At 70.4% G+C, this 19,230-nt stretch carries 16 protein-coding genes and 1 pseudogene; 9 read left to right on the top strand and 8 right to left on the bottom strand.

The window, feature by feature from the left end:
- Positions 1–137: 137 nt before the first annotated feature.
- The gene (locus ACZ5GT_RS02065) at positions 138–1,418 is read right to left on the bottom strand and encodes a N,N-dimethylformamidase beta subunit family domain-containing protein (protein ID WP_469012838.1); all 1,281 of its coding nucleotides are present in this window, start codon (positions 1,416–1,418) and stop codon (positions 138–140) included.
- Positions 1,419–2,529: 1,111 nt separating this feature from the next.
- The gene (locus ACZ5GT_RS02060) at positions 2,530–3,345 is read right to left on the bottom strand and encodes a CAP domain-containing protein (protein WP_469012836.1); all 816 of its coding nucleotides are present in this window, start codon (positions 3,343–3,345) and stop codon (positions 2,530–2,532) included.
- 646 nt (positions 3,346–3,991) lie between these two features.
- Between ACZ5GT_RS02060 and ACZ5GT_RS02055 the strand changes: the two genes are divergently transcribed.
- Positions 3,992–4,306, top strand: coding sequence for a hypothetical protein (locus ACZ5GT_RS02055; RefSeq protein ID WP_469012833.1), 315 nt, complete (start codon positions 3,992–3,994; stop codon positions 4,304–4,306).
- A 431-nt stretch (positions 4,307–4,737) separates the two neighbouring features.
- Here the strand turns inward: ACZ5GT_RS02055 and ACZ5GT_RS02050 are convergent, their stop codons facing one another.
- Both ACZ5GT_RS02050 and ACZ5GT_RS02045 read right to left on the bottom strand, forming a co-directional pair.
- On the bottom strand, positions 4,738–5,877 hold the full coding sequence (locus ACZ5GT_RS02050; protein ID WP_469012832.1) for a CU044_5270 family protein: 1,140 nt from the start codon (positions 5,875–5,877) through the stop codon (positions 4,738–4,740).
- Positions 5,874–6,578, bottom strand: a complete 705-nt coding sequence (locus ACZ5GT_RS02045) for an RNA polymerase sigma factor (RefSeq protein ID WP_469013136.1) — start codon at positions 6,576–6,578, stop codon at positions 5,874–5,876. The genes ACZ5GT_RS02050 and ACZ5GT_RS02045 overlap by 4 nt, the downstream gene beginning before the upstream one ends.
- 248 nt (positions 6,579–6,826) lie before the next feature.
- Between ACZ5GT_RS02045 and ACZ5GT_RS02040 the strand changes: the two genes are divergently transcribed.
- Positions 6,827–8,047, top strand: a complete 1,221-nt coding sequence (locus tag ACZ5GT_RS02040; protein WP_469012830.1) for an NUDIX domain-containing protein — start codon at positions 6,827–6,829, stop codon at positions 8,045–8,047.
- Between the two features lie 142 nt (positions 8,048–8,189).
- On the opposite strand, the gene ACZ5GT_RS02035 is transcribed toward ACZ5GT_RS02040, so the two are convergent.
- Positions 8,190–8,690 (bottom strand): GNAT family N-acetyltransferase, encoded by a 501-nt coding sequence (locus tag ACZ5GT_RS02035; protein ID WP_469012828.1) that lies wholly within the window; start codon positions 8,688–8,690, stop codon positions 8,190–8,192.
- Positions 8,691–8,930: 240 nt separating this feature from the next.
- On the opposite strand from ACZ5GT_RS02035, the gene ACZ5GT_RS02030 reads away from it, so the two are divergent.
- Together ACZ5GT_RS02030 and ACZ5GT_RS02025 are read left to right on the top strand one after the other, a co-directional pair.
- Positions 8,931–9,380, top strand: a complete 450-nt coding sequence (locus tag ACZ5GT_RS02030; RefSeq protein ID WP_469012826.1) for an excalibur calcium-binding domain-containing protein — start codon at positions 8,931–8,933, stop codon at positions 9,378–9,380.
- Positions 9,381–9,626: 246 nt separating this feature from the next.
- On the top strand, positions 9,627–10,127 hold the full coding sequence (locus ACZ5GT_RS02025) for an NUDIX hydrolase (RefSeq protein WP_469012824.1): 501 nt from the start codon (positions 9,627–9,629) through the stop codon (positions 10,125–10,127).
- A gap of 104 nt (positions 10,128–10,231) precedes the next feature.
- Here ACZ5GT_RS02025 and ACZ5GT_RS02020 read toward each other — a convergent pair whose 3' ends face one another.
- Both ACZ5GT_RS02020 and ACZ5GT_RS02015 read right to left on the bottom strand, forming a co-directional pair.
- Entirely contained in the window at positions 10,232–11,182 is a 951-nt protein-coding gene (locus ACZ5GT_RS02020; protein ID WP_469012822.1) for an SDR family oxidoreductase, read from the bottom strand.
- A gap of 156 nt (positions 11,183–11,338) precedes the next feature.
- On the bottom strand, positions 11,339–12,625 hold the full coding sequence (locus ACZ5GT_RS02015; protein WP_469012821.1) for an MFS transporter: 1,287 nt from the start codon (positions 12,623–12,625) through the stop codon (positions 11,339–11,341).
- Between the two features lie 457 nt (positions 12,626–13,082).
- Here ACZ5GT_RS02015 and ACZ5GT_RS02010 point away from each other — a divergent pair, with 457 nt between their 5' ends.
- The 3 genes from ACZ5GT_RS02010 (at position 13,083) to ACZ5GT_RS02000 (ending at position 15,483) form a co-directional block, all read left to right on the top strand.
- The gene (locus ACZ5GT_RS02010) at positions 13,083–13,874 is read left to right on the top strand and encodes a GNAT family N-acetyltransferase (RefSeq protein WP_469012819.1); all 792 of its coding nucleotides are present in this window, start codon (positions 13,083–13,085) and stop codon (positions 13,872–13,874) included.
- Positions 13,871–14,095: a translation initiation factor IF-1 gene (infA, locus tag ACZ5GT_RS02005; RefSeq protein ID WP_469012816.1), complete on the top strand. Its 225-nt coding sequence runs from the start codon at positions 13,871–13,873 to the stop codon at positions 14,093–14,095. Before ACZ5GT_RS02010 ends, infA begins: the two co-directional genes overlap by 4 nt.
- Positions 14,096–14,274: 179 nt before the next feature.
- On the top strand, positions 14,275–15,483 hold the full coding sequence (locus ACZ5GT_RS02000; RefSeq protein ID WP_469012814.1) for a cytochrome P450 family protein: 1,209 nt from the start codon (positions 14,275–14,277) through the stop codon (positions 15,481–15,483).
- A gap of 300 nt (positions 15,484–15,783) precedes the next feature.
- Here the strand turns inward: ACZ5GT_RS02000 and ACZ5GT_RS01995 are convergent.
- Positions 15,784–16,470: pseudogene (locus ACZ5GT_RS01995) on the bottom strand (lytic polysaccharide monooxygenase auxiliary activity family 9 protein); the annotation flags it as partial.
- Between the two features lie 345 nt (positions 16,471–16,815).
- Here ACZ5GT_RS01995 and ACZ5GT_RS01990 point away from each other — a divergent pair.
- Both ACZ5GT_RS01990 and ACZ5GT_RS01985 read left to right on the top strand, forming a co-directional pair.
- On the top strand, positions 16,816–18,501 hold the full coding sequence (locus ACZ5GT_RS01990) for a cellulose binding domain-containing protein (RefSeq protein WP_469012810.1): 1,686 nt from the start codon (positions 16,816–16,818) through the stop codon (positions 18,499–18,501).
- A 199-nt stretch (positions 18,502–18,700) separates the two neighbouring features.
- Positions 18,701–19,147 carry a hypothetical protein gene (locus tag ACZ5GT_RS01985; RefSeq protein WP_469012808.1) on the top strand — a complete coding sequence of 149 codons (447 nt, stop codon included), beginning with the start codon at positions 18,701–18,703 and terminating at the stop codon, positions 19,145–19,147.
- Positions 19,148–19,230 lie beyond the last annotated feature (83 nt).

Here is a 19,230-nt window from a genome sequence, read left to right as displayed (position 1 = left end):
GACTGATGCACACCGCGGCATCGGTCGCGCCCAGTGGCGGCTTCCCGGCTGCGGAGATCTCCGCTGCATGAGCGTTTCTGCAAGCACCAGGACGGCGGCCCCTCTTTCCGCTCGACAAGGTCTTGCAGCAGCTTTCTTCAGGCCATGCCCTTGTACACCTCCGTCACGTTCGGACGCGGCGCGGGCCGGTGGCGGGCGGCGGGACCCTGCGCGAAGGCGCGCAGGAGGTTCTCCGTCGTGCGGGTGACGAAGGCGCGGGTACGGGCGTCCATACCGTGGTCGCGGCCCCCGTCGGGGGTCGCGGCCATCAGTGCCTCCACCCACCGCATGGTGCCGGTCGCGAAGACGCCCGCGCCGCTTCGCGTGGTGTAGTACGCCGAGTCGCTGTGGCTACGGCGTCCTTTGCAGACGAGAGGGGAATGAGCCGTTATCTCCAGGGGGTCGGGTGCGGGCGCGCCCGGCGTGACCCGGTCGTACTCGACACCGACCAGATGGTCGAAGCCGTCGCCGGGGCGTACGCCTGTTCCCTCGTACAGCCAGTGGTCCGCCGCGTGGACGACGTAGGGCGCATCCGTCGGGTAGCCCTCGTAGAGCACGCCCGTCAGCGAGGACTCCGGATCGGACGCGGGTGACCGGCGGAAGTCCGTCGTCACCAAGGACGGGTGGGTGGTGTAGCAGGGGTCGGAGGGGAAGGACGTCTTGTAGCAGACGACCGTACGTTCGGGCCGTGTGCCGTCGTGCTCCAGGCGGATCCGGCGAAAGCAGCTGTTGGCGCCCAGGAAGGCCACGTTGGTGCCGGCGTCGCGGGCCCGGGCGACGTGCTGACGCTGTTCCGGTGTCCAGTACTCGTCGTGGCCGAGGCAGACGACGGCGGCCGCCCCGTGCAGCACCTTCGGGTCGCGGTGCACGTCGATCCCGGTGGTGTACGCGAGAGGGATGCCGAGCCGTTCGGCGAGGACCACGGCCGCCCGCTCGTACACCATGAACTTCTCCGCGCCGTCGGAGTCGTAGGGCCGGTCGAAGCTCACGGCGAGGGACCGTTCGCCGTACGCCCCGGAGGAGCCCGCGTAGAGGCTGTAACCGCCCCATCGGTTGTAGGCCTGCCAGGTGGCGGGCGCATGCATCAGCACCGTCCGGCCCGCGCCCTGCGCGGAGCGCACGATCAGGGGGACGTAGCGCTGGTGGCCGTCCTCCGTGTCGAGCCGCAGCAGATACGCCCCCTCCGGCCAGCCTCCCGTGCCGAAGGTCAGGGTGCGCCGCCAGTCCGCACGGACCGTGCGGGTGTCGTTCACCAAGCGCGGCTGAGCCTGGACGCGGCCCGGTATGCGCTCGGACGCCCAGACGAGCCGGGCCCCGACCCCGCCGTACCAGCCGATACGGAAAGCCGAGACACGGAAGGACGAGGCGGTCGTCGACACGTACAGACCGCACTCCTCGCCCGGCAGCACACTGACCCGCTCGGCGTACCCCGCGACGGCCGTTGCGGGACCACGTGACCGGATACGCCAGTCGGGTGTCCCCGGACGGTCCAGCTCCGTCTCGGGCCGGTGCGAAGGCGCCGCCCGGCGGTCGCGGGTGGCATGGAGAGAGTCGCAGGCACCGACGGTGGCCGAGAGGAGTCCGACGCCCGCGCACGCTTCCAGGAGGGCTCTGCGACGCAGCACCGGCCCGTGTTGTTCCGTCCCGTGTCGCGGTGTCTGTCGGCTGTCGGGGCCCACATCGCCTCCCGTGTGTCCGGCTCGTACGTCACCGCCCCTGCGGGCAGCCTCGCACGGCACGGCGGGACGCGCCCCGCCTTCGTCCGGCGGCCGACGAGAGAGACGGGCCCAGTCCGAGGAGCCCTCGGCCGGCCTGCCCGGCCTTGACCGCAGCGAGCTCGAGCTCAGCGCCCCCGCCGTCGGGACGAGGCCGTGGAGCGGCTGACGGTCGCCGCCGCCGCGCCCGCCGGCGGCGGCATGCGACCGCAGGCGGACCCGGCTGAGCGCCGAGCGGTCCTGACCAACGGGCGGGCGGTGGACAGGCTGATGGCCGAGCAGGGGCAGCGCGCGGCCAAGGAGCCTGGCTGCGGACCTCACGCGGTCTGCCCGCCGAGGTGCCCGTGGCGGCCTGACGGGCCGGTGACACGGCCGGTGCGGTCAGCCGCCTGGAGCGCACCCGTGCACTGCTGGTGACCGAGGTCTGCACCTGTGCGGCCCGGCCTCCGACAGCACGGCCGACGCCCACGCGCCCAGCGGCACGGTCGTCTACCTGGCCCCGGGCCGCGGGCCCCGAAACGGGTGTGGCCTTCACGGTCACGGACTCAGCCGTGACGGCCACACCCCTCGACGGCCTCGGGGCGAGCACACTCCCCCGTGGTAGGAAGAGGCCTGGAGCGGCTCGAACTCGAGCCGTTCGCACGATGGGCCGTGGGCGAGCTGGTGCGCCTGCCCTGGCAGACCGCGTGTCAGGCGTCCGGCCCGGGCAACGGCCTCCTGGACCGACCCGGCGACATCCTGCGACCGCCATGACGGCCGGCAGGCCCCGTCAGCGTCAGCGGGCCGTGCCGAAGTCCTGCGTCCAGTAGTTGCCGGGCTGTGCCACCCCCACACCGATCTCCTTGAAGGCACAGTCCAGGATGTTGCGCTTGTGTCCGGCGCTGGCCATCCATCCCGCCATGACCTGCTCGGGCGTGGAGTACCCGTAGGCGACGTTCTCGCCGTATGTGCTCCAGGTGTAGCCCGCGCGCGTGATCCGCTGTCCCGGGTCGGAGCCGTCGGAACCGGTGTGCGACATGGTGTTGTGGCTCGCCATGTCCGCGCTGTGGACCTGGGCGGCCTGCGAGAGCTTCGCGTTCAGGGTAACCGGGGAGCAACCGACCTTGGCACGCTCGCTGTTGACCAGGGCAACCACGCGGGCGACGGCGGCGGACGCAGGAGTCTCCGTGCCGGCAGCGGGGGCCGTGGTCGCGGGCGGCTTCGGTGCGGCGGTTGTCGTCGCAGGGGGCGCGGTGGTCGGCTTCGACGTGGCGTTGGTCCTCGCCGGAGCGGGCGGGGGTGTCTTCGAGACGGGCGCCTCGGGCTTCTCCGGAGCGGGTGCCGCAGTCCCGGGAGAGGCCGTCGGCGAGGCCGAGGGCGAAGCCGTCGTCGTGGGCTTCGCGGACCGGACGTCTCGCCCCCAGTGTCCGCTCCAGGACGCCTTCCTCCCCTCCGTCCAGGGATGGCTGGACCTGGCGGTGGCGGCTGCGGTTCCCTGGTCGCCCATGCACGCCATGGCGGCCGACGGCACCGCCACCGCGCCCATCGCCAGGACGGCGATGGCTATGGAACGGCGGCGCGTCTTCCTGCGGTGCTTCCGGTTGTTCCTCATGCGGACCTCGTTCGGTCGACTCTCCTTGCGCCTCCGACCGACACGGTTTCGCGCAGACACTGCGCTTGACCTGCGGGGACGCCTTGCAGGGCCGTCATTGTTAAGAGCCGCGTGAGGGCATGGCAACGAGGGCTTGCACTACCTCGCCTAGTAGGCGAGGCACGCCCTTGAATCCGGCCCGGGATTGTGCCGAGCCGCCGTGCCGGACACCGGCGGGCGCCTCACGCTCTGTCAGAAGGACGGCAGCGGCGGTGTGACGGCTCGAGGCCGGTGAGGCAGCCGGTATCCCCGGCCGAGGTGCCGCGTATGCCTGCTTCCATACGCCAGATCCGCCTATGTCGCCCGCAGACCATCTACTATCGCAACACGTTGACACGGGCCTGGCGTGTGAGGGAAGTCACTGATACCCCCCACAACCCTTCCGACATCCGGCATACCAGGGGTGTGGTCAGGCGGCGGTGACCATGCGCAGGAGCGGGTCGATGACCTCAAGTGTCGGCACCGCGCCCACCACCCGAGCCTGGCGGCGACGCGGCCAGGAGCTGTCCGACCGATCGCCGGGCCTGCGTACTTGTGGACGTGCAATGCAGTCGGTGTCATGATCACGCCGTTGCCGGGCGTGGGTCCGGTACGCAGGGGAGCAACCGTGAATCTGTACCTCGCCGTACCTCTTGTCCTGTTCGCGCTGCTCATCGCCGCCTCCGGCGTTGCGGCGGTTACCAGCGGCTGGGTGCTTCCCATGAACCGGCGCCATGTTCGGGCCCCGCGGATCTACGGCTGGGGTCAGCTGGTGGTGGCCTTTGCACTGTGCTGGCAAATGGTCTTCGGGTTGGTGATCAGCGATTCCGGCGCTCGTCAGTCGGGGACGCTGATCGGTGCCGCGATTCTCCTCGCCGGTCTCATCTTCATGATGACGGGTCAGCTCACCGGCGGTAACCGAAAAGGCGGCGGTACACCGTAGCCTTTCCGAACGGTCACGGTTCGGAGCCCCGCGTTTGTCATGGCGAGTGGCGACGAATCGGGACTGCTTCATCCTGTTGATCGCTCACTAGACAGCCTTGCGCTTCGTGTACCGCTCCTCGTCGAAGCCGGGAGGCCGTCAGCCGTGTGAGCCATTGCGCAGACGGCGCAGGCGGGCGGTCCGGCTTCCGGGCGTCGGTCGCCGCGCCGTGCCCCGCAACGCCGCGCGCAGAAACCCTGAGCCGCCCTCCTCGGCATCTGACCGTCACCGACCTCCTGGGGCCGCCGACCTGTCAGTCGGCGGCCCCGTCCTGCCATCGGACCGGCGCGGAGATCATCACGAGTTTCCCCGGACTTCCCGTGCCCACCGGCGCCCGGCTCTTCGCAGGGATCGGTGAAGTCCGGGCGGTCATGTGATCGCCCGGACAGCTCCTAGTTGCGCCGGGCCCGGCGGCGGTCGTCCGGCTCCTGCCCGCGCTTGTTGACGACAGCCCGTTCCAGCACCGCGCTTGTGGCGTACACCGCCCCCGCCTTGGCACGCTCGGTGTCCCGGCTGAAGACGGTGCGTTCGCCGAGGTAGGCGAGGGTGCGGGGATCGAAGATCCACTCGGTGCGGGTCCCGTGCCGGGTGTCCTCACGGGCGATGGCGATGCCGTGCCGGCCGGCGGCGTCCACCGCGTCGGCCACCTCTGTCACACCGGCGATCCGGGCGGTGGCCTTGTAGAACGCGGCAGCCGTGGCGGACGGCATGACCTGCTCTCCGACGAGATCGCCGATCCGGTCGAAGACCTCCTGGTCCTTGTCGTCCCCCTTCTCGACCTGAGTGTGCGCGTAGAGCAGCTTCAACAGGGCGCCGGGATCGGTGGGCAGCGAGGCGAGCCAGGCGTAGGTGGGCCGCTCGAAGCCCGCCCCTACCGCAGCGTCCTTCGGATCCGTTCCGTCCGGCACGCCCACCTTGATCGGCCAGTCCTGTCCGTCCTCACGGATCAGCCCGACATCGGTCACTCGTCCCTGTCGCTGTGAGAACCACACCTGCCGCTCGCGCGGCTTGCCGAGCTTGACGGGCCCGCCGAAGGCACCTTCGTTCTCGGCACCCGTGCTGCGCACGTACACGAACTGACCGTCGTCCACGGGCTGGACGTCCGTTCGTTTGGCTACGGCGGCGATACGGTCGAGGGTCGCGACAGCACTTCGGTCGCCGCCCCCCGTACTGCTCGCGCCGGGCCGCGCCGCCGTACCGTCGCCGTACCGCCCCGGGCCGGTCCAGACCGTGAGGCCGGCCGCCAACGCGGCGGTGACACCTGCGACAAGAGCGGGCCGCAACCACCGTCGCCCCTGGAACCGGTACAGATCGCTGCCGCCGAAGCGGCCGCTGCTGCTGTCAGTGCTGCTACCGGTGCTTTCGCTACGGCTTCCGCTGTCCTTGTCGATGAGCTGCATCAGAACGTCCTTGTGATGGGAGCGCCGCCCGGGAGGCAGTACCTGCTCGGCGAGAACCGCGGGCAACAGCCTCTGGAGTTCGCCGAGTTCGTCGATTTGCTCCTGCTCGGGTCCGACCGGGGGGGAGTTCATCGGGCTTCCTCCTGAATGGGCAGGACCGCGAACGCGGTCTCACTCTTTACCTCTCCGCGACGGGAGCGGGGTTCCGTACGTGCCCCCGGACGCCGTTCCGCGGGTCCGTCCCCAGGTCGTTCCGCACGCCCGGACCGGCGCGTCTCCTTCTCGACCTTCTCCCGCAGCCGGACCCTGGCCCGGGACAACCGGGACCGGACGGTTCCCACCGGCACCCCGAGAGCTTCGGCGGCCTGCGCGTAGTCGAGCCCGCCCCATACGCAAAGGGCGATGACCTCCCGCTCGTGCCGCCGCAACCGACCCAGCACACGCAGCACTTCGGTGAGCCGACGGGAGTCGTCGATCCGCCCCACGAGCTCCTCGGCGAAGTCATCGACAGCTTCGTCGACCCCCGTTCCCGTGCCCGCCCGGGTCCCCGCTTCCGTCCGCCGGACGAGAAAGGCGAGCCGCCTCCGAAGACTCCGGTCGGCGTTGCGTGCCTTGTTGGTGGCGATCCCGAACAGCCACGGCCGCAACGACCCGCCCTCTACGGCCACCTCGCCCCGTCCCCGCCAGGCGGCGAGAAACGTCTCCGACATGACCTCCTCGGCGGCGGACCAGTCTCCCGTCAGCCGGAGAGCGTGGTTGTACACGGCCGTCGCGTACAGCTCGTAGAGCTCGGCGAACGCCTCCCGCTCCCCGCCCCGCACCCGCCCGCGCAACTGATCGTGGTCACCGTCGGCACCTTCGGCCTCTGCACTCTCTTCGTTGGACCTCACACCTCTGACTCTCCGGGCGCGGGCGGCAGTTCCAGTGGCCTCGGTCACACTCTTCTGAGCCGGGCCCGCCCGGCCCCTGATGAGCGGCCCCGCCGGGTCGAGGAACCCACCGGTCGGTGACCGCCAGGTCCTCAGGCAGGGTAAAGGGCAAGAGGTGGGTCGTCGCTCGGCAGCGACTTGAGGAGGAAACGATGACGGCACGCGACACATCCGGTACGGCCGATGCCGAGCAGGTCAATGCCGCGATGTGGCACGCCTACGGAGCGCACCACCTCGACCGGGCCACTCCCCTGCCCGAGGTGGACGAAATCGCCTGGGGTCCGGCGGGAACAGGGCCGGGGGATGCTGTCCTCGGCGACCTGAGGGGCCTGCGCGTACTCGACCTGGGCTGCGGTACGGGCCGACACGCCGCCCACCTCGCCCGTACCCATCACGCCACCGTGGACGCCGTCGATCTGTCATCGACGCAGATCGAGCGCGCACGGGCACGTTACGGAGACCTGCCAGGCCTGCGCTTGATCCAGACCGATGCCGTCGGGTATCTGCGTACTTCGGCGCCGTTCGACGTGATCTACTCCGTGTCCGCCGTCCACTTCATCGACCCGCACCGGCTGCTGCCCGCCCTGGCGGCGGCGCTCAGGCCCGGCGGACGGCTGTATTTCACCGTGCTGCACACCAACTCGTCCGGGAACGGACCCTCTTCGGAGGTGAAGACCCGCCCGGAGATCCTGCGCCTGGCCGGCGGCGGCGAACTGAGCGGACAGATGTGGGTGCTCACCACCGAGCTGTGGACGGACCTCCTCGCGCAGCACGGGCTGCGCACCGAGGAGGTCACCGTGCTGGACGCGCCCGAGGAGGACAACCAGTGCTCCTACCGGCTCTTCCAGGTCCGCAGGGCGGCCCGGATCACCTCTCGTCCCCGTACGGCCCAGCCGCCCGTCGCACACGCGGCGGCCGGAGTCGGCGCGGTGTTGGTGGGGCCGCGCGGTCTGCTGCTCGGCCGCCACCGGCGAGGGACCATCGAGCTGCCCGGCGGCACGGTGGAGCCGGGCGAGTCGCTGGAGGAGACGGTCGTGCGCGAACTGGCTGAGGAGACCGGCCTGCACGCGGACCCGGCCGACGTGCGCCTGCTGGGCATGCTCCTTGACCGGGTCGGCGGCGTCGTGCGGATCACCTTCGGCGCGCTCGTCACGCGGTGGCGCGGCGAGCCCGCCGACCAGCCGGACGAGCGGGTCGGTGACTGGGCGTGGTGGCCGCTGGACGCACTGCCGTCGGGCCTGTTCGAGTGCAGCGCACAGATCCTCACCGCATGGCGCCCCGACCTGCCCATCGACCATCCGCCAGCCCACTTCACCCCCTTCGCAACACCGCCCGGCGCCGGTCAGGACATCGCCGGTCGGGTCGGGACGTAGCCGCCCGCCCGGTACGCAGCCGTCGACAAGCGCCTTCTGCGCATCATGGCGACACCTCTGGCCGACGGACTGCTCACCTGCAGGCTCGCGGCCAGCGGTGGCCGCCGCTCTCCCGCAGCCGGTCCACCCACAAGATCACGGTCTACGGCTGGAGCACCAGGTCGAGCTGGTACCAGGTGCCCGGCTTGCCGCCGCTGTCGGCCGGGTCTGCCGGGCCGACCGGGACGAACCCAGCCTTGGTCAGCACCCTCTGGGAGGCGGCATTGTCACGGGAGGTGGCCGCTCGCAGTGTGCGCAGCCCGTGCCGCGTCAACGCCAGCCGGCACAGCTCCCGGACTGCCGCGGTCGCCACGCCGCGGCCTACGACGTGCTGCGCGACCCGGTAACCAAGCTCAGCGGTGCCGCCCGCGAGGCGGTAGAGGTTGAACCGGCCCAGGACCGAGCCGTCCTCGGCAACGAGCACGTAGAAGGCGCCGAGGCCGGCCTCTTGCTCAGCCAACAACGCGCTGTACCGGTCGGCGAACTGGTCGAAGAACTCGTCACCACGATCGGAGATCGAGGCAGCGAAGTAGGCGCGGTTCGCCAGCTCGAATGCGAGGACCGCCGGGGCATGGGCAACGTGCAGCCGCTGCAACTCGGGCACCGTCCGACTGTACCCGGATGGCGCGTTGGGCCACCGGAGTTTCCGTCAGTGGCAGACATCTCCAAGACTGGGCTGCGAGTCCGAATCAGCGTCAACTTGCCAAGCTAAGAGTCGACTTGCACGACCACCGCCACCGGGCCTGCGGTGCGTCACGAATCGGCGACTCCTCACCCACGACGCCACAACCGTTCCACACCGGCCACTATCGTCAACACCTCCACAAACCTGCAGGGGGGCGACATGACCAACCCGTACACCCAGCCCAGGCCGGCACCGAGATGGGCGCGCAAGCGGTACGTGCTCCCCGCGCTCGGCCTCGCGTTCTTCCTCGGTATCGGTGCCGGAGCCGGCGACCAGACCACGACCGACGCCGAGCCTGCCGCCGCGAAGCCACGCCCTACCGTGACCGTCACCGCGACAACCACGCCGACAGCGGAGCCTGAACCTGCCGTCACCGTCACTGCCACCGAGACCACCAAGGTCAAAGTCAAGGTCAAGGTGACGAAGACCGTGACCGCCGAACCCGTAGCCGACGCCGGCAGCGGTGGTGGGAGCGACAGCGGCGGTGGGAGCGTCTACTACGCCAACTGCGATGCCGCCCGCGCCGCGGGAGCCGCGCCCGTCCACCGCGGAGACCCCGGATACGGCAGCCACCTCGACCGAGACGGCGACGGCGTCGCCTGCGAATAGCGGCTCCGCCCGCCCCACCGCAAAGGGGCGGGCCCGTCGGGCCGTTGGGGCATCCTCCGCGCATGCGGTGCACTGGCCGCGTGTACGCGCCGGACGGTGGATGTGGCTTCGTCGGTGTAACGCGAGAACGGCTGATGCCGAGTGCAGACAACAGATGTTGATCAAGCGGGTCCAGAATGTTGTCGAGTTACGAGAACGGCTTGCCGAGAAACGGCGTTGTCAGTGGGTTCTGCCAGGGTGTGCTTCGTGGATGAACTGGTGGAGCGTGTCGACTGTCAAGATCGTGTCCTGGGGATCGTCACCCGTCGGCAGGCCGTCCGGGAGGGTTGGCTGCATCGAATTGCCTCGACGGTGTGTCGTGATGAGCGTGACCGGGTCCTCGTCCATCGGCGGTCGGAGCAGCTGTCGCGCTTCCCCGGGCTCTATGAGGTCATGGTCGGTGGCGCCGTGGATGTCGGCGAATCCTATGAACAGGCTGCCGCACGGGAGCTGGCCGAAGAACTCGGCATCCGTGGCCTGCCGCGCTTGCTGTTCACGTTCCTCAACCGCAGCGGCCTGAGCCCTCACTGGCTCGGCATGCATGAAGCCGTGGTCCGGGACGCTGTGACCCCCGATCCCGATGAGGTCGCCTGGCATGGCTGGCTGACCGAGTCGGAGCTTCATTCGGCCCTGTTGGAGTGGCGTTTCACTCCCGACAGCCACGAAGCCTTCAGCCGGTATCTCGCGTTCCGGCCCGAGCAGTCCTGAGCTTTCTCGCCTCTTCGATCGGGCTCCTCAGCCCAGGAACCGTTGTCCGATCGGGCCGGATCGGCTCGCGCCTGCACACGGCGGAGCCAGGGCTTCGCGGTGGCCTACTCGTGTCGACGGGGCCGCGTGGGTTCGGCAGACGAATGTGCGTCCCAGTCGGCGCGCCCGCCGGCGCCCATGACACCGACGTCGGCGGCCAGGTCCCCTTGCGACTGCGAGCGCAGTTCACGACGGGTGATCCGGGCCACCGCGGCCGGGAACAGGGGCCTCAGAGGCTGGCACCAGCGAAGCCACGGCGGTGCGTAGAGGTGGTGTGCGCGGTGGGCGATGCCAGTGGTGAGCCACTCGGCCACCTGCGCCGGGGTGTGCACCCGGCGGGCGAACCAAGGCTGGTTCCGGCGCAGGGCGCGCAGCACGGGGTGCTCGTCGATGCTGCTGACCATATCGGTGCCGGTCCAGTGCAGGTAGGCGATGCCGACGCCCACACCGTCGGGTTCGACTTCACCGCGCAGCGCTCGCGCGAAGGACTCCGCGCCCGCCTTCGATGCGCAGTAGGCGCTCATCATCGGCGCGGAGCCGAAGGCGGCCGTGGAGGCGATCTGGAGGAAGTAGCCGCACGTTTGCGTCAGTTGGGGCAGGAATGCCCTGGCGGTGTTGGCGGCTCCGATCAGGTTGACGTCGATGACGCGGTTCCACAGGTCGGCCGCGGTCCGGTTGAAGGGTCCACCGACGGCGATACCGGCGTTGGCCACGACGACGTCGGCCGGGCCGAGCTCCGCCTCCACCCGGTGAGCGGCACGGTCGAGCGCGGTCTGATCGGTGACGTCGGCCTCGACGCAGATGCTCGGGGTGGGCAGGGAGGCAGCCGCCCGGCACAGGGTTTCCTCTTCACGGCCGAGGAGCGCGACCCGCATCCCGGCATGGGACAGGCGTCGCGCCAGGGCTTCGCCGATACCGCGGGCCGCTCCTGTCACGACGGCCACGCGGCCTTGGAGCGGTGTGTCCCGAGCGGACCTGTCTGTGGAGGTGCGGGCGGTGCGGACGGTGTGGCGCATGCGGGCCTCGGCTCTCGTGACGTGCTCTGCACGACCCCCTTTCCCGATATACCCGAAAAACACCGTTCTGCCGCCCGGCGTGTGCTACAGGTCGGCCACTGGGAGTGTGCCTCTCCCCTCGCTTCCGGTTGCGGATCCTTGAGGGTCCACGCCCCTCTACGGCAGACCGGTCTCCGAGGCGACCTGGACACTGCCGCCGCTGCCGCTGCCGGCGCCGTCGGCGGCCGTGACAGGTGAGGCCTGCGCGGGGAGACGTCGTACGGCCGGGACGCACAGCAGCGCCAAGGCGGCGGGGACGGCGATGACCGTCATCGCGTACAGGGTGGGCCGCACGCCGATGGTGTCGGACACCGGGCCGGCCAGTGCGAGGCCGAGCGGCATGAGGCCTGCCGACAGCAGGAAGTCGTAGGAGCTCACGCGGGACAGGGCTGCTTCCGGCACGTGTGTCTGCAGCGCGGTCTCCCAGGTGACGAAGAAGAGGGAGACGGCAACGCCGGTGACCGCTTCGAGGACAGCGATGAGGGCGACCGGTGCGCCGGATCCGATGATGATCGCCTGGCAGGAGGCCACGGCCAGCGCCGCGGCCGCGATCACCATGGGACGCCTCGCCGTGAGCCGGTAGGCGCAGACGTCCCCGATCACGGAGCCGATGCCGAAGCCCGCGGTGATGACCGACCAGCTCGCGGCACCGCCCCATTCCTCGTCGGCCAGGACGGGTCCCAGCACGAACACCGACGGCAGTACGACAACGTGGTAGACGGCGATGGCGGCCATGCCGGACCACACCCATGTGCGGCTGCGGACCTGTACCCAGCCGGCGCGCAGCTCCCCGAGGAATGCCGTACCGGCGCTGGGCCCCGCCGCCTCGGTCGCCGTGCTTCGGGGTCGCAGCCGGGCCAGGAACGCGGCGCTGACCGCGAAGGTCGCGGCGTCCAGGGCCAGGGCGCCACCGGGTCCGGCCAGCACCACCAGGCCGCTGGCGAGGGCCGGGCCCAGTACCAGCCCGGCCGACTGGACGAACCCTCGCAGAGCGTTGGCCTCCCGCAGTCGCTCGGGGCCGACGACCAGAGGCATCAGCCCGGTGGACGCCGGCATGAAGAAGGCGTCCGCGGTGCCGAACACGATCATCAGCAGCACGAGATGCGGTACGGCGGCGACGCCGGTCAGCAGCAGGAGGGCGGTCAGCCCTTGTACAGCGCACCGCACCACGTCGGAGACGAGCATGATGCGGTGCCGCCGGAAACGGTCCGCCCACACGCCACCGGCCAGGGCGAACAGGAGCATGGGCACCAGGCCCGCGGCCGCCACCGCTCCGACGTCGGAGGCCGACCCGCCCACCGAGAGCACGGCGAAGGGCACGGCCACGAAGGACACGCGGTCACCCAGCACGGACAGTGACTGCCCGATGAACAGGCGGGCGAACTGCGGCTCTTCGCGCAGCACAGGGGGAATCAGGGATCTCACGAGCGGCCGATCGGGGCGGAAGGACAAGATGTGCAGCGCCCGATCCTAAGGAGGACCGTCGTCACGGTCACCTGGATTTCTGCCGGGCGGCGGTCAGGCCGTGCGCTGACAGGCCGGCAGGTGAGGTATCCGACGCTAGAGGCTGACCCTTTCGATCCCCTCGCTCATGACTCCGCAAGATCAGCGGGGCAGGGCGCACCTGTCTGAGGGTGTGTGAGGGGAATGCGCCGACGGCCGTGTTCCCTCGTCGTAAATGCTTTGAGCGCGGGGGCACGCCGCTGCTACGTTCGTGGTGGACCGTGCAGTCGTCGTATGGAGGTGAGCCCCGTGAACACAGTTACCCGTGGGTGCTCCCTCAACCCGTCACGGTCCGGCGGCTGACGTTCGGTGTCGCCAGGAGCGCCTGAGATCGAGGCACTCCTGGGAGGAGACTCCGATGAACACGAAGCCTTTCACATCTGGCCTGAGCGAGAACGCGGTGGTGATCACGCGTGTCGCGGACCGGCAATGGCATGCACTGGATGACGACCTGGTGGTCGGCCGCGGGCACGCGGAGCACCGGCCCGACGGACGCTTGTACGTCAGCATCGACGCCTGGCACGACGTCGCCTTCGACCGGCTCGCCGAGGCGATGCAGGCCCAACTGCCGGCGCCGCTGTACACGGTGGTCGACGAAGCCGACATCGAGCTGACGGCCGGCTGGCGGCGGGCCGGTTTCACGATCCGGCGCCGCGAGTGGGAGTACGCCGTGCCGACCGACCCGCGGGTCACCGGGCTCGGAGCGGTCCTGCCGCCTTCGGGCGTGACGATCGTGCCCGCCGGTCAGGGGGACGAGAAGCTGCTGCGGGCGGTGGACCGCGCGATCCGTGACGAAGTCGAGGCGACCGTCGGGTGGCAGTCGATGCCCGCGGAGGTGATTGCCCGCCCCGAGGGCGACACCATCGTCGACCCGGCGAAGTACGCGGTGGCCGCGACGCCGGACCGCTACCTGGGTCTGATCCGGGTGGTGCCGGTGAAGCGGCCACGCATCGGGCTGGTCGCGGTCCGGGCCGTCGAGCAGCGCCGCGGCATCGCGCGGGCGCTGCTGGCCCACGCGCTGGGGACGCTGCACCGCTCCGGGACCGCCACGGCCTGGACCGAAGTCCAGGAGTCCAACCAAGCGGCCTCGGCGCTGTTCGAGGGCATCGGCGCCCGGCCGATGGGCAGCAACCTGGAGCTGGTCCGATGACGAAGAACAAGAACGTCATCGCAGTCGAGGGCAGGGTCGTCGAGTGCTTGCGCAGCGCCATGTTCACCGTGGAGCTCGACAACGGCCACCAGGTGCTCGCGCACATCAGCGGGAAGATCCGCAAGAACTACATCAAGATCATGCTGGAGGACCGGGTGCTGGTGGAACTGCCGCCCTACGACCTGACGCGCGGCCGGATCGTGTTCCGGTACCGGAACTAGCGGCGGTCGGCACCCTCCGCGGCAGTTGATCTCCCGGAGCCCCGGTCACGGCGTTTCCGTGACCGGGGTCCCGGTGACGGCTCGCGAGGTCCCGTCCGGCCCGGTTCGGCTGAATGCGTTCTTCGCCGGGGCACCGCCCCGCTGCTAGCGTCGGGCGAAGCGGGAGACGGGGGTGAGCGATGGCTACAGCCGAGGTGATCGATCTGGTCGCGATGGGCGAGGACTTCGTCCGCGATCCCTATCCGGTCTACGCGGCGCTGCGGGAACGCGGCCCCGTGCACAGGGTGCGGATTCCGGAGGGTGCGGAGGCCTGGCTCGTCGTCGGGTACGAGGCCGGACGGGCCGCGCTCGTGGATCCGCGGTTGTCCAAGCAGTGGAAGAACGCCTCGCCCTCCTTCCCGATGACCAGTCCCGCCGCGGGGCCGCACATGCTCAACTCCGATCCGCCGGACCACGAACGGCTGCGCAGGCTGGTCGTCCGCGAGTTCACACCGCGCCGGGTCGAGCAGCTCACGCCGCGTGTGCAGCAGATCACCGACGAGTTGCTCGACGCGATGGTGGCGCTTCCGGAAGGACGGGCCGATCTCGTCGAGGCGCTCTCGTTCCCGCTGCCGATCTCGGTGATCTGCGAGCTGCTCGGTGTGCCGATGCTGGACCGGGCCGCTTTCCGGGCCTGGACCAGCACGATCCTCACCGACCCCGACCCGGCGGTGCGGTCGGCGGCGACGGCCGAGACGTCCGCCTATCTCGCCGAGCTGCTGGATCGCAAGCGCCTGACCCCGGGCCCGGATCTGATGAGCGCTCTGATCCGCACCACCGACGAGGACGGCGACCGGCTGTCCGTGGACGAACTGCGCGGCACCGCCTGGCTGCTGCTGGTCGCGGGGCACGAGACCACGGTCAATCTGATTTCCAACGGCGTACTGGCCCTGCTGACCCATCCCGACCAACTCGCCGCACTGCGCGAGGACATGACGCTCATCGACAACGCGGTGGAGGAGATGCTGCGCTACGACGGGCCGGTGGAGACGCCGACGTTCAGGTTCACCACGGAGCCGGTCGAGATCGGCGGTACCGTCATCCCCGGCGGTGGTGAGCTGGTCCTCGTCGCCCTGGCGGACTCCAACCACGACCCGGCACGCTTCCCCGACCCCGACCGCTTCGACATCCGGCGGGCCGCGGGCGGTCATGTCGCCTTCGGTCACGGCATCCACTACTGCCTCGGCGCGCCGCTCGCCCGCATGGAGGCCCGGGTCGCGATCCGCGCCCTGCTGGAGCGCTGCCCCGACCTCGCACTCGACGCCCACCCGGCCGCCCTGACCTGGCGCCACGGCATGCTCATCCGGGGCCCCCGTCAGCTGCCGGTGCGGTGGAAGCCGCGCCCTTGAGCTGCGCGCCGGCACGCCGCCGGCACCGGCGACCCGGCCGTCTGCAGATTCATCGGCCCGGCCAGATGATGTCGGCGGGGTGATGTCGGCGGCCTTCTGGCCGACCGTGCCCGGAAGTTCGCCGCCGTGCAGCGGCGCGTACGCCGGACAGGACACCCGCCGCGGCCGTCGCCGAGGCCGCCGGAAGGCGCGGAGATCAGCAGGTCCCCGCACTGCCGGATGGCCGGTGGCGCGGCGGGGCGACAACCCGCCGGGTGGTGCCCGGCGGGTCCGGGACGGCGCGTCATTCGGTGATCAGTAGGTCACCTCGCCGTTGCCGCCGTCGAAGACGATGTCGGAGCAGGAGTAGAAGTTCTCCTGGCTGTCCGAGCGGATCCAGTGGATGAACAGTTCGTGCTGGCCGGTCTTGCCGCTCGGCAGCGTGAGGTCCCAGTAGTAGTGGCCTCCGTCCGAGCCGGGGCTGCCGGACTGCGGCGGGTTGGTGACGGACTTGATGAGCGTGAGGTCGTCCCAGGCCAGGAGCTTGGTCGGGGACCAGCCGTCGTTGGTGATGTAGACGTTGAACGTGCCGGGGTGGGCTGCCCAGTTGCTGTACTGCACCTGGATGGTCGAGCCCGCGGTCAGGTGCGTCTTGGGCCAGTCGGTGCGGGCCGCGTTGTACGAGGAGAAGTCGAACGGACCGGTGTGGCCGCCGCTGCAGAGCTCCCCGTCCGGAATGAAGCCCTTGGTGCGCCCGCCGCCGTTGGACTCCAGGACGGCGAACCAGTTGTACAGCGGCGTGGTGCCGGTCGCCTTGACCGCGTCGGCGCAGGCCGGGTTGGCGGGCATCTGGGTACTGCTGTGGGCTAACAGGTCCTTGTAGCACAGGTAGGTGCGCGAGCCCGGCACCATGGCGACGCCGTGGGCCGACGCGGGGGAAGGCAGCAAGCCCAGGACGAGTGCGAGCAGCGCCGCTCCCAGCAGGCCGAGCAGGCGAGGGGCGGGCATCGGGGACCTGCGGCGGCTGGTGCGTGGATTCGTCATGTGGGGGTCTCCTCTGGGTCATCCGAGCGCGGCGGGGACGACAGGCACCCGGCTAGCGCCGGTCAGGCACACCGGTCAGCATCGGACCGGTGCCCTCCGGCAGGGCCGGAAGCGGACCGTCCGCGGGTGGTGCGACCGTGCGTGGAAGGCTCCCGTCGTCGGCGCACGGCGGTCTGGGGGGCCGACCGGAGCTGTGCGCTGGGAGCGCTCCCACCTATCGGTATAGCGCTGACCGGCGGTGCCGTAAACGCCCTGTGCCGACATTCTGCGCGGGGGATGACCAGGCGCGGCTGCGGCCGCATTATTGGCATGAACCCGACTGTGGTGCGCGGGGGCCGCCACATCGGGCCAGTCGACATGCCGGTCATCGGGTCCGGCATCAGGGAGGTCACCGTGATCACCGCCCCTCTCGCACAACGCACCGGCCGGCGATTACTCATCACCGCGGTGTTCGGCGTACTGCTGCTCGCCTCGTCGTTCCTCTGCGGCCTGCCGTCCCCGGCCGCCGCCGCGCCGGCGTCCGCCGTACCGGCCGGCGGCGCCGCAGCCGCGGACTCGTCGGACCACACCGGCAACGCCACGCACTTCGACGGCCTCGGATCGCCCTACGGCGGGTGCGGGGTACCGCAGGCGAATCTGGAGTCACAGAACTTCGTGGCGCTCAACGTGTGGAACACTCCGGGCGACTACACCGGGCAGCCCACCCCGCGTCCCGTCCCGTCCGCTGACTCGGCCAGCATGGGGCTGTTCGACAACGGCCACAACTGCGGCCGCTGGGTGCGGGTGACGATCGGCGACTTCTGCACCGGCACCAACGACGGCGCGGCGGGCCAGGCGTTCTGCCGGAACGGAAACTGGACGCCGGACACGTACAACGGCGCGACCCTGGACATGCTGGTCGCCGACAGTTGCGGCGACACCAACGCCTGGTGCCGGGACGACCCGTATCACCTGGACCTGGCCACGAACTCGCTGAACGCCTTCGCACTCGACGGCCGGCCGGTGGCGGACATGTACCCCAACCACTGGAACAACCGGCACATCTCCTGGTCGTTCATCCCGGCGCCCGACTACTCCGGCGACATCTCGATCGGCTTCGTCCAGAACGCGGCCACCTGGTGGCCCACCATCGACGTCACGCACCTGCCCAACGGCATCCACGGCGTGGAGTACTACAACGGCAGCGCGTGGGTGCCGGCCGGCATGGTCAGCGACCTGGGACAGCAGTACACGATCGCCCCGAACTCCTCGGGCGGATCGAACTACACCATCCGGGTCCGTGACGTGGACGGCAACCTCGTCCAGAACGGCCGGACGTACAGCTTCGCCATGCCGAGTTCCTGCTCCTCCGGATGCCCCCAGCCGTACACCGGCGTCAGCTACACCACCGGCGGCAGCGGCAGCGGCTCGCCGGCCGCGCCGGCGAACCTCACCGTGACCGGCACCACCAGCAGCAGCGTCTCGCTGTCCTGGAGCGCCTCGTCCGGTGCCACCGGTTACGACGTCTACCGCGACGGGCAGCAGGCGGGCAGCACCGCCGGCACGTCCTTCACCGACAGCGGGCTGTCCGCCTCGACCTCGTACACCTACACGGTCAAGGCCCACGACAGCTCGGGAGGCACATCGGCGGCCTCGGTCAGCGTTTCCGCGACCACCCTGAGCCCGGCGGGCGGCGGCGGAAGCGGTACGGACTCCGGCTGCACCGCCACCACCAAGCTGGTCAACTCCTGGTCCGGCGGCTTCACCGCCGAGGTGACGATCACCAACACCGGCACCTCCACCAGCAGCGGATGGCAGGCCGGCTGGACCTGGTCCGGCGACCAGAAGGTGACGACCGCCTGGAACACCAAGCTCACGCAGTCGGGTTCCTCGGTCACGGCCTCGAACGTCGACTACAACAGCGCGATCTCGCCCTCCGGCAGCACGACGTTCGGCTTCAACGCCACCGGAGACCCCTCCGGCCTGCCCGGCAATCCGGTCTGCGCACTCGACTGACCGGGCGTGATCCCAGGGGAAGCAGAAAGGAGGACCCCGGTACCCCGGCGCGGGTATCCGCTGCTCGACGTGGTCGGCCCGGAAGCGTTCGTGTCCTGGCCCGCTTCCGGGTCGCGTTCCACGACCGCCCCGGCCTACAGGTGCCGGCGCCGGGCGCCGGCGATGGTGGCATCGTGCTCGCCGCGGATTCCGTCCGCCGGTGAAGACCCGTCTCGATCCGGCGGGCAGCCCGGAGCGTGCGCGGAGCGAGAGTGCCGGCGCAACCGGCTTCGTCATCCTCGCGTCCAACTCCACGAAGAGCGGCCAGCGATCAGCCGGGAGAAACGTGACGGACAAGGACCCGACGACGGACGCGGCCTGGGGGAAGGACCCCGAGACATGGATGGCACGCTTCCAGGTACGGCTGGCCATGCAGCCGGGCGTGGACCGAGCGGTCGTGCTTCAGGCGGTCAAGGAGGTCACCACGCACTGCGCGGATACGGGAGATCATCCGCAGGCTGCATTCGGCGATCCGGACGCCTACGCCGTGCGGGCCGCCGAGCGACTGGTGCCGGCCGACCGGGCGGCGCGCGAGAGGCGGCACGACGCGGTGGTGGACAAGTTCCGCTCGGCATTCAAGAGGGCCGGTGACATCGCCGGTCTGTAACCGGTCGGAGCGACCTCCTTCAAGGCCGGTGTAGCGTGCCTGGCCGCCCGGTGCGCGGACGACACCCTCCCCGTGACCGCATC

It is taken from the genome of Streptomyces sp. NPDC031340 (genome assembly GCF_055569945.1).
This window is presented reverse-complemented; position numbering and strand designations above follow the sequence as displayed.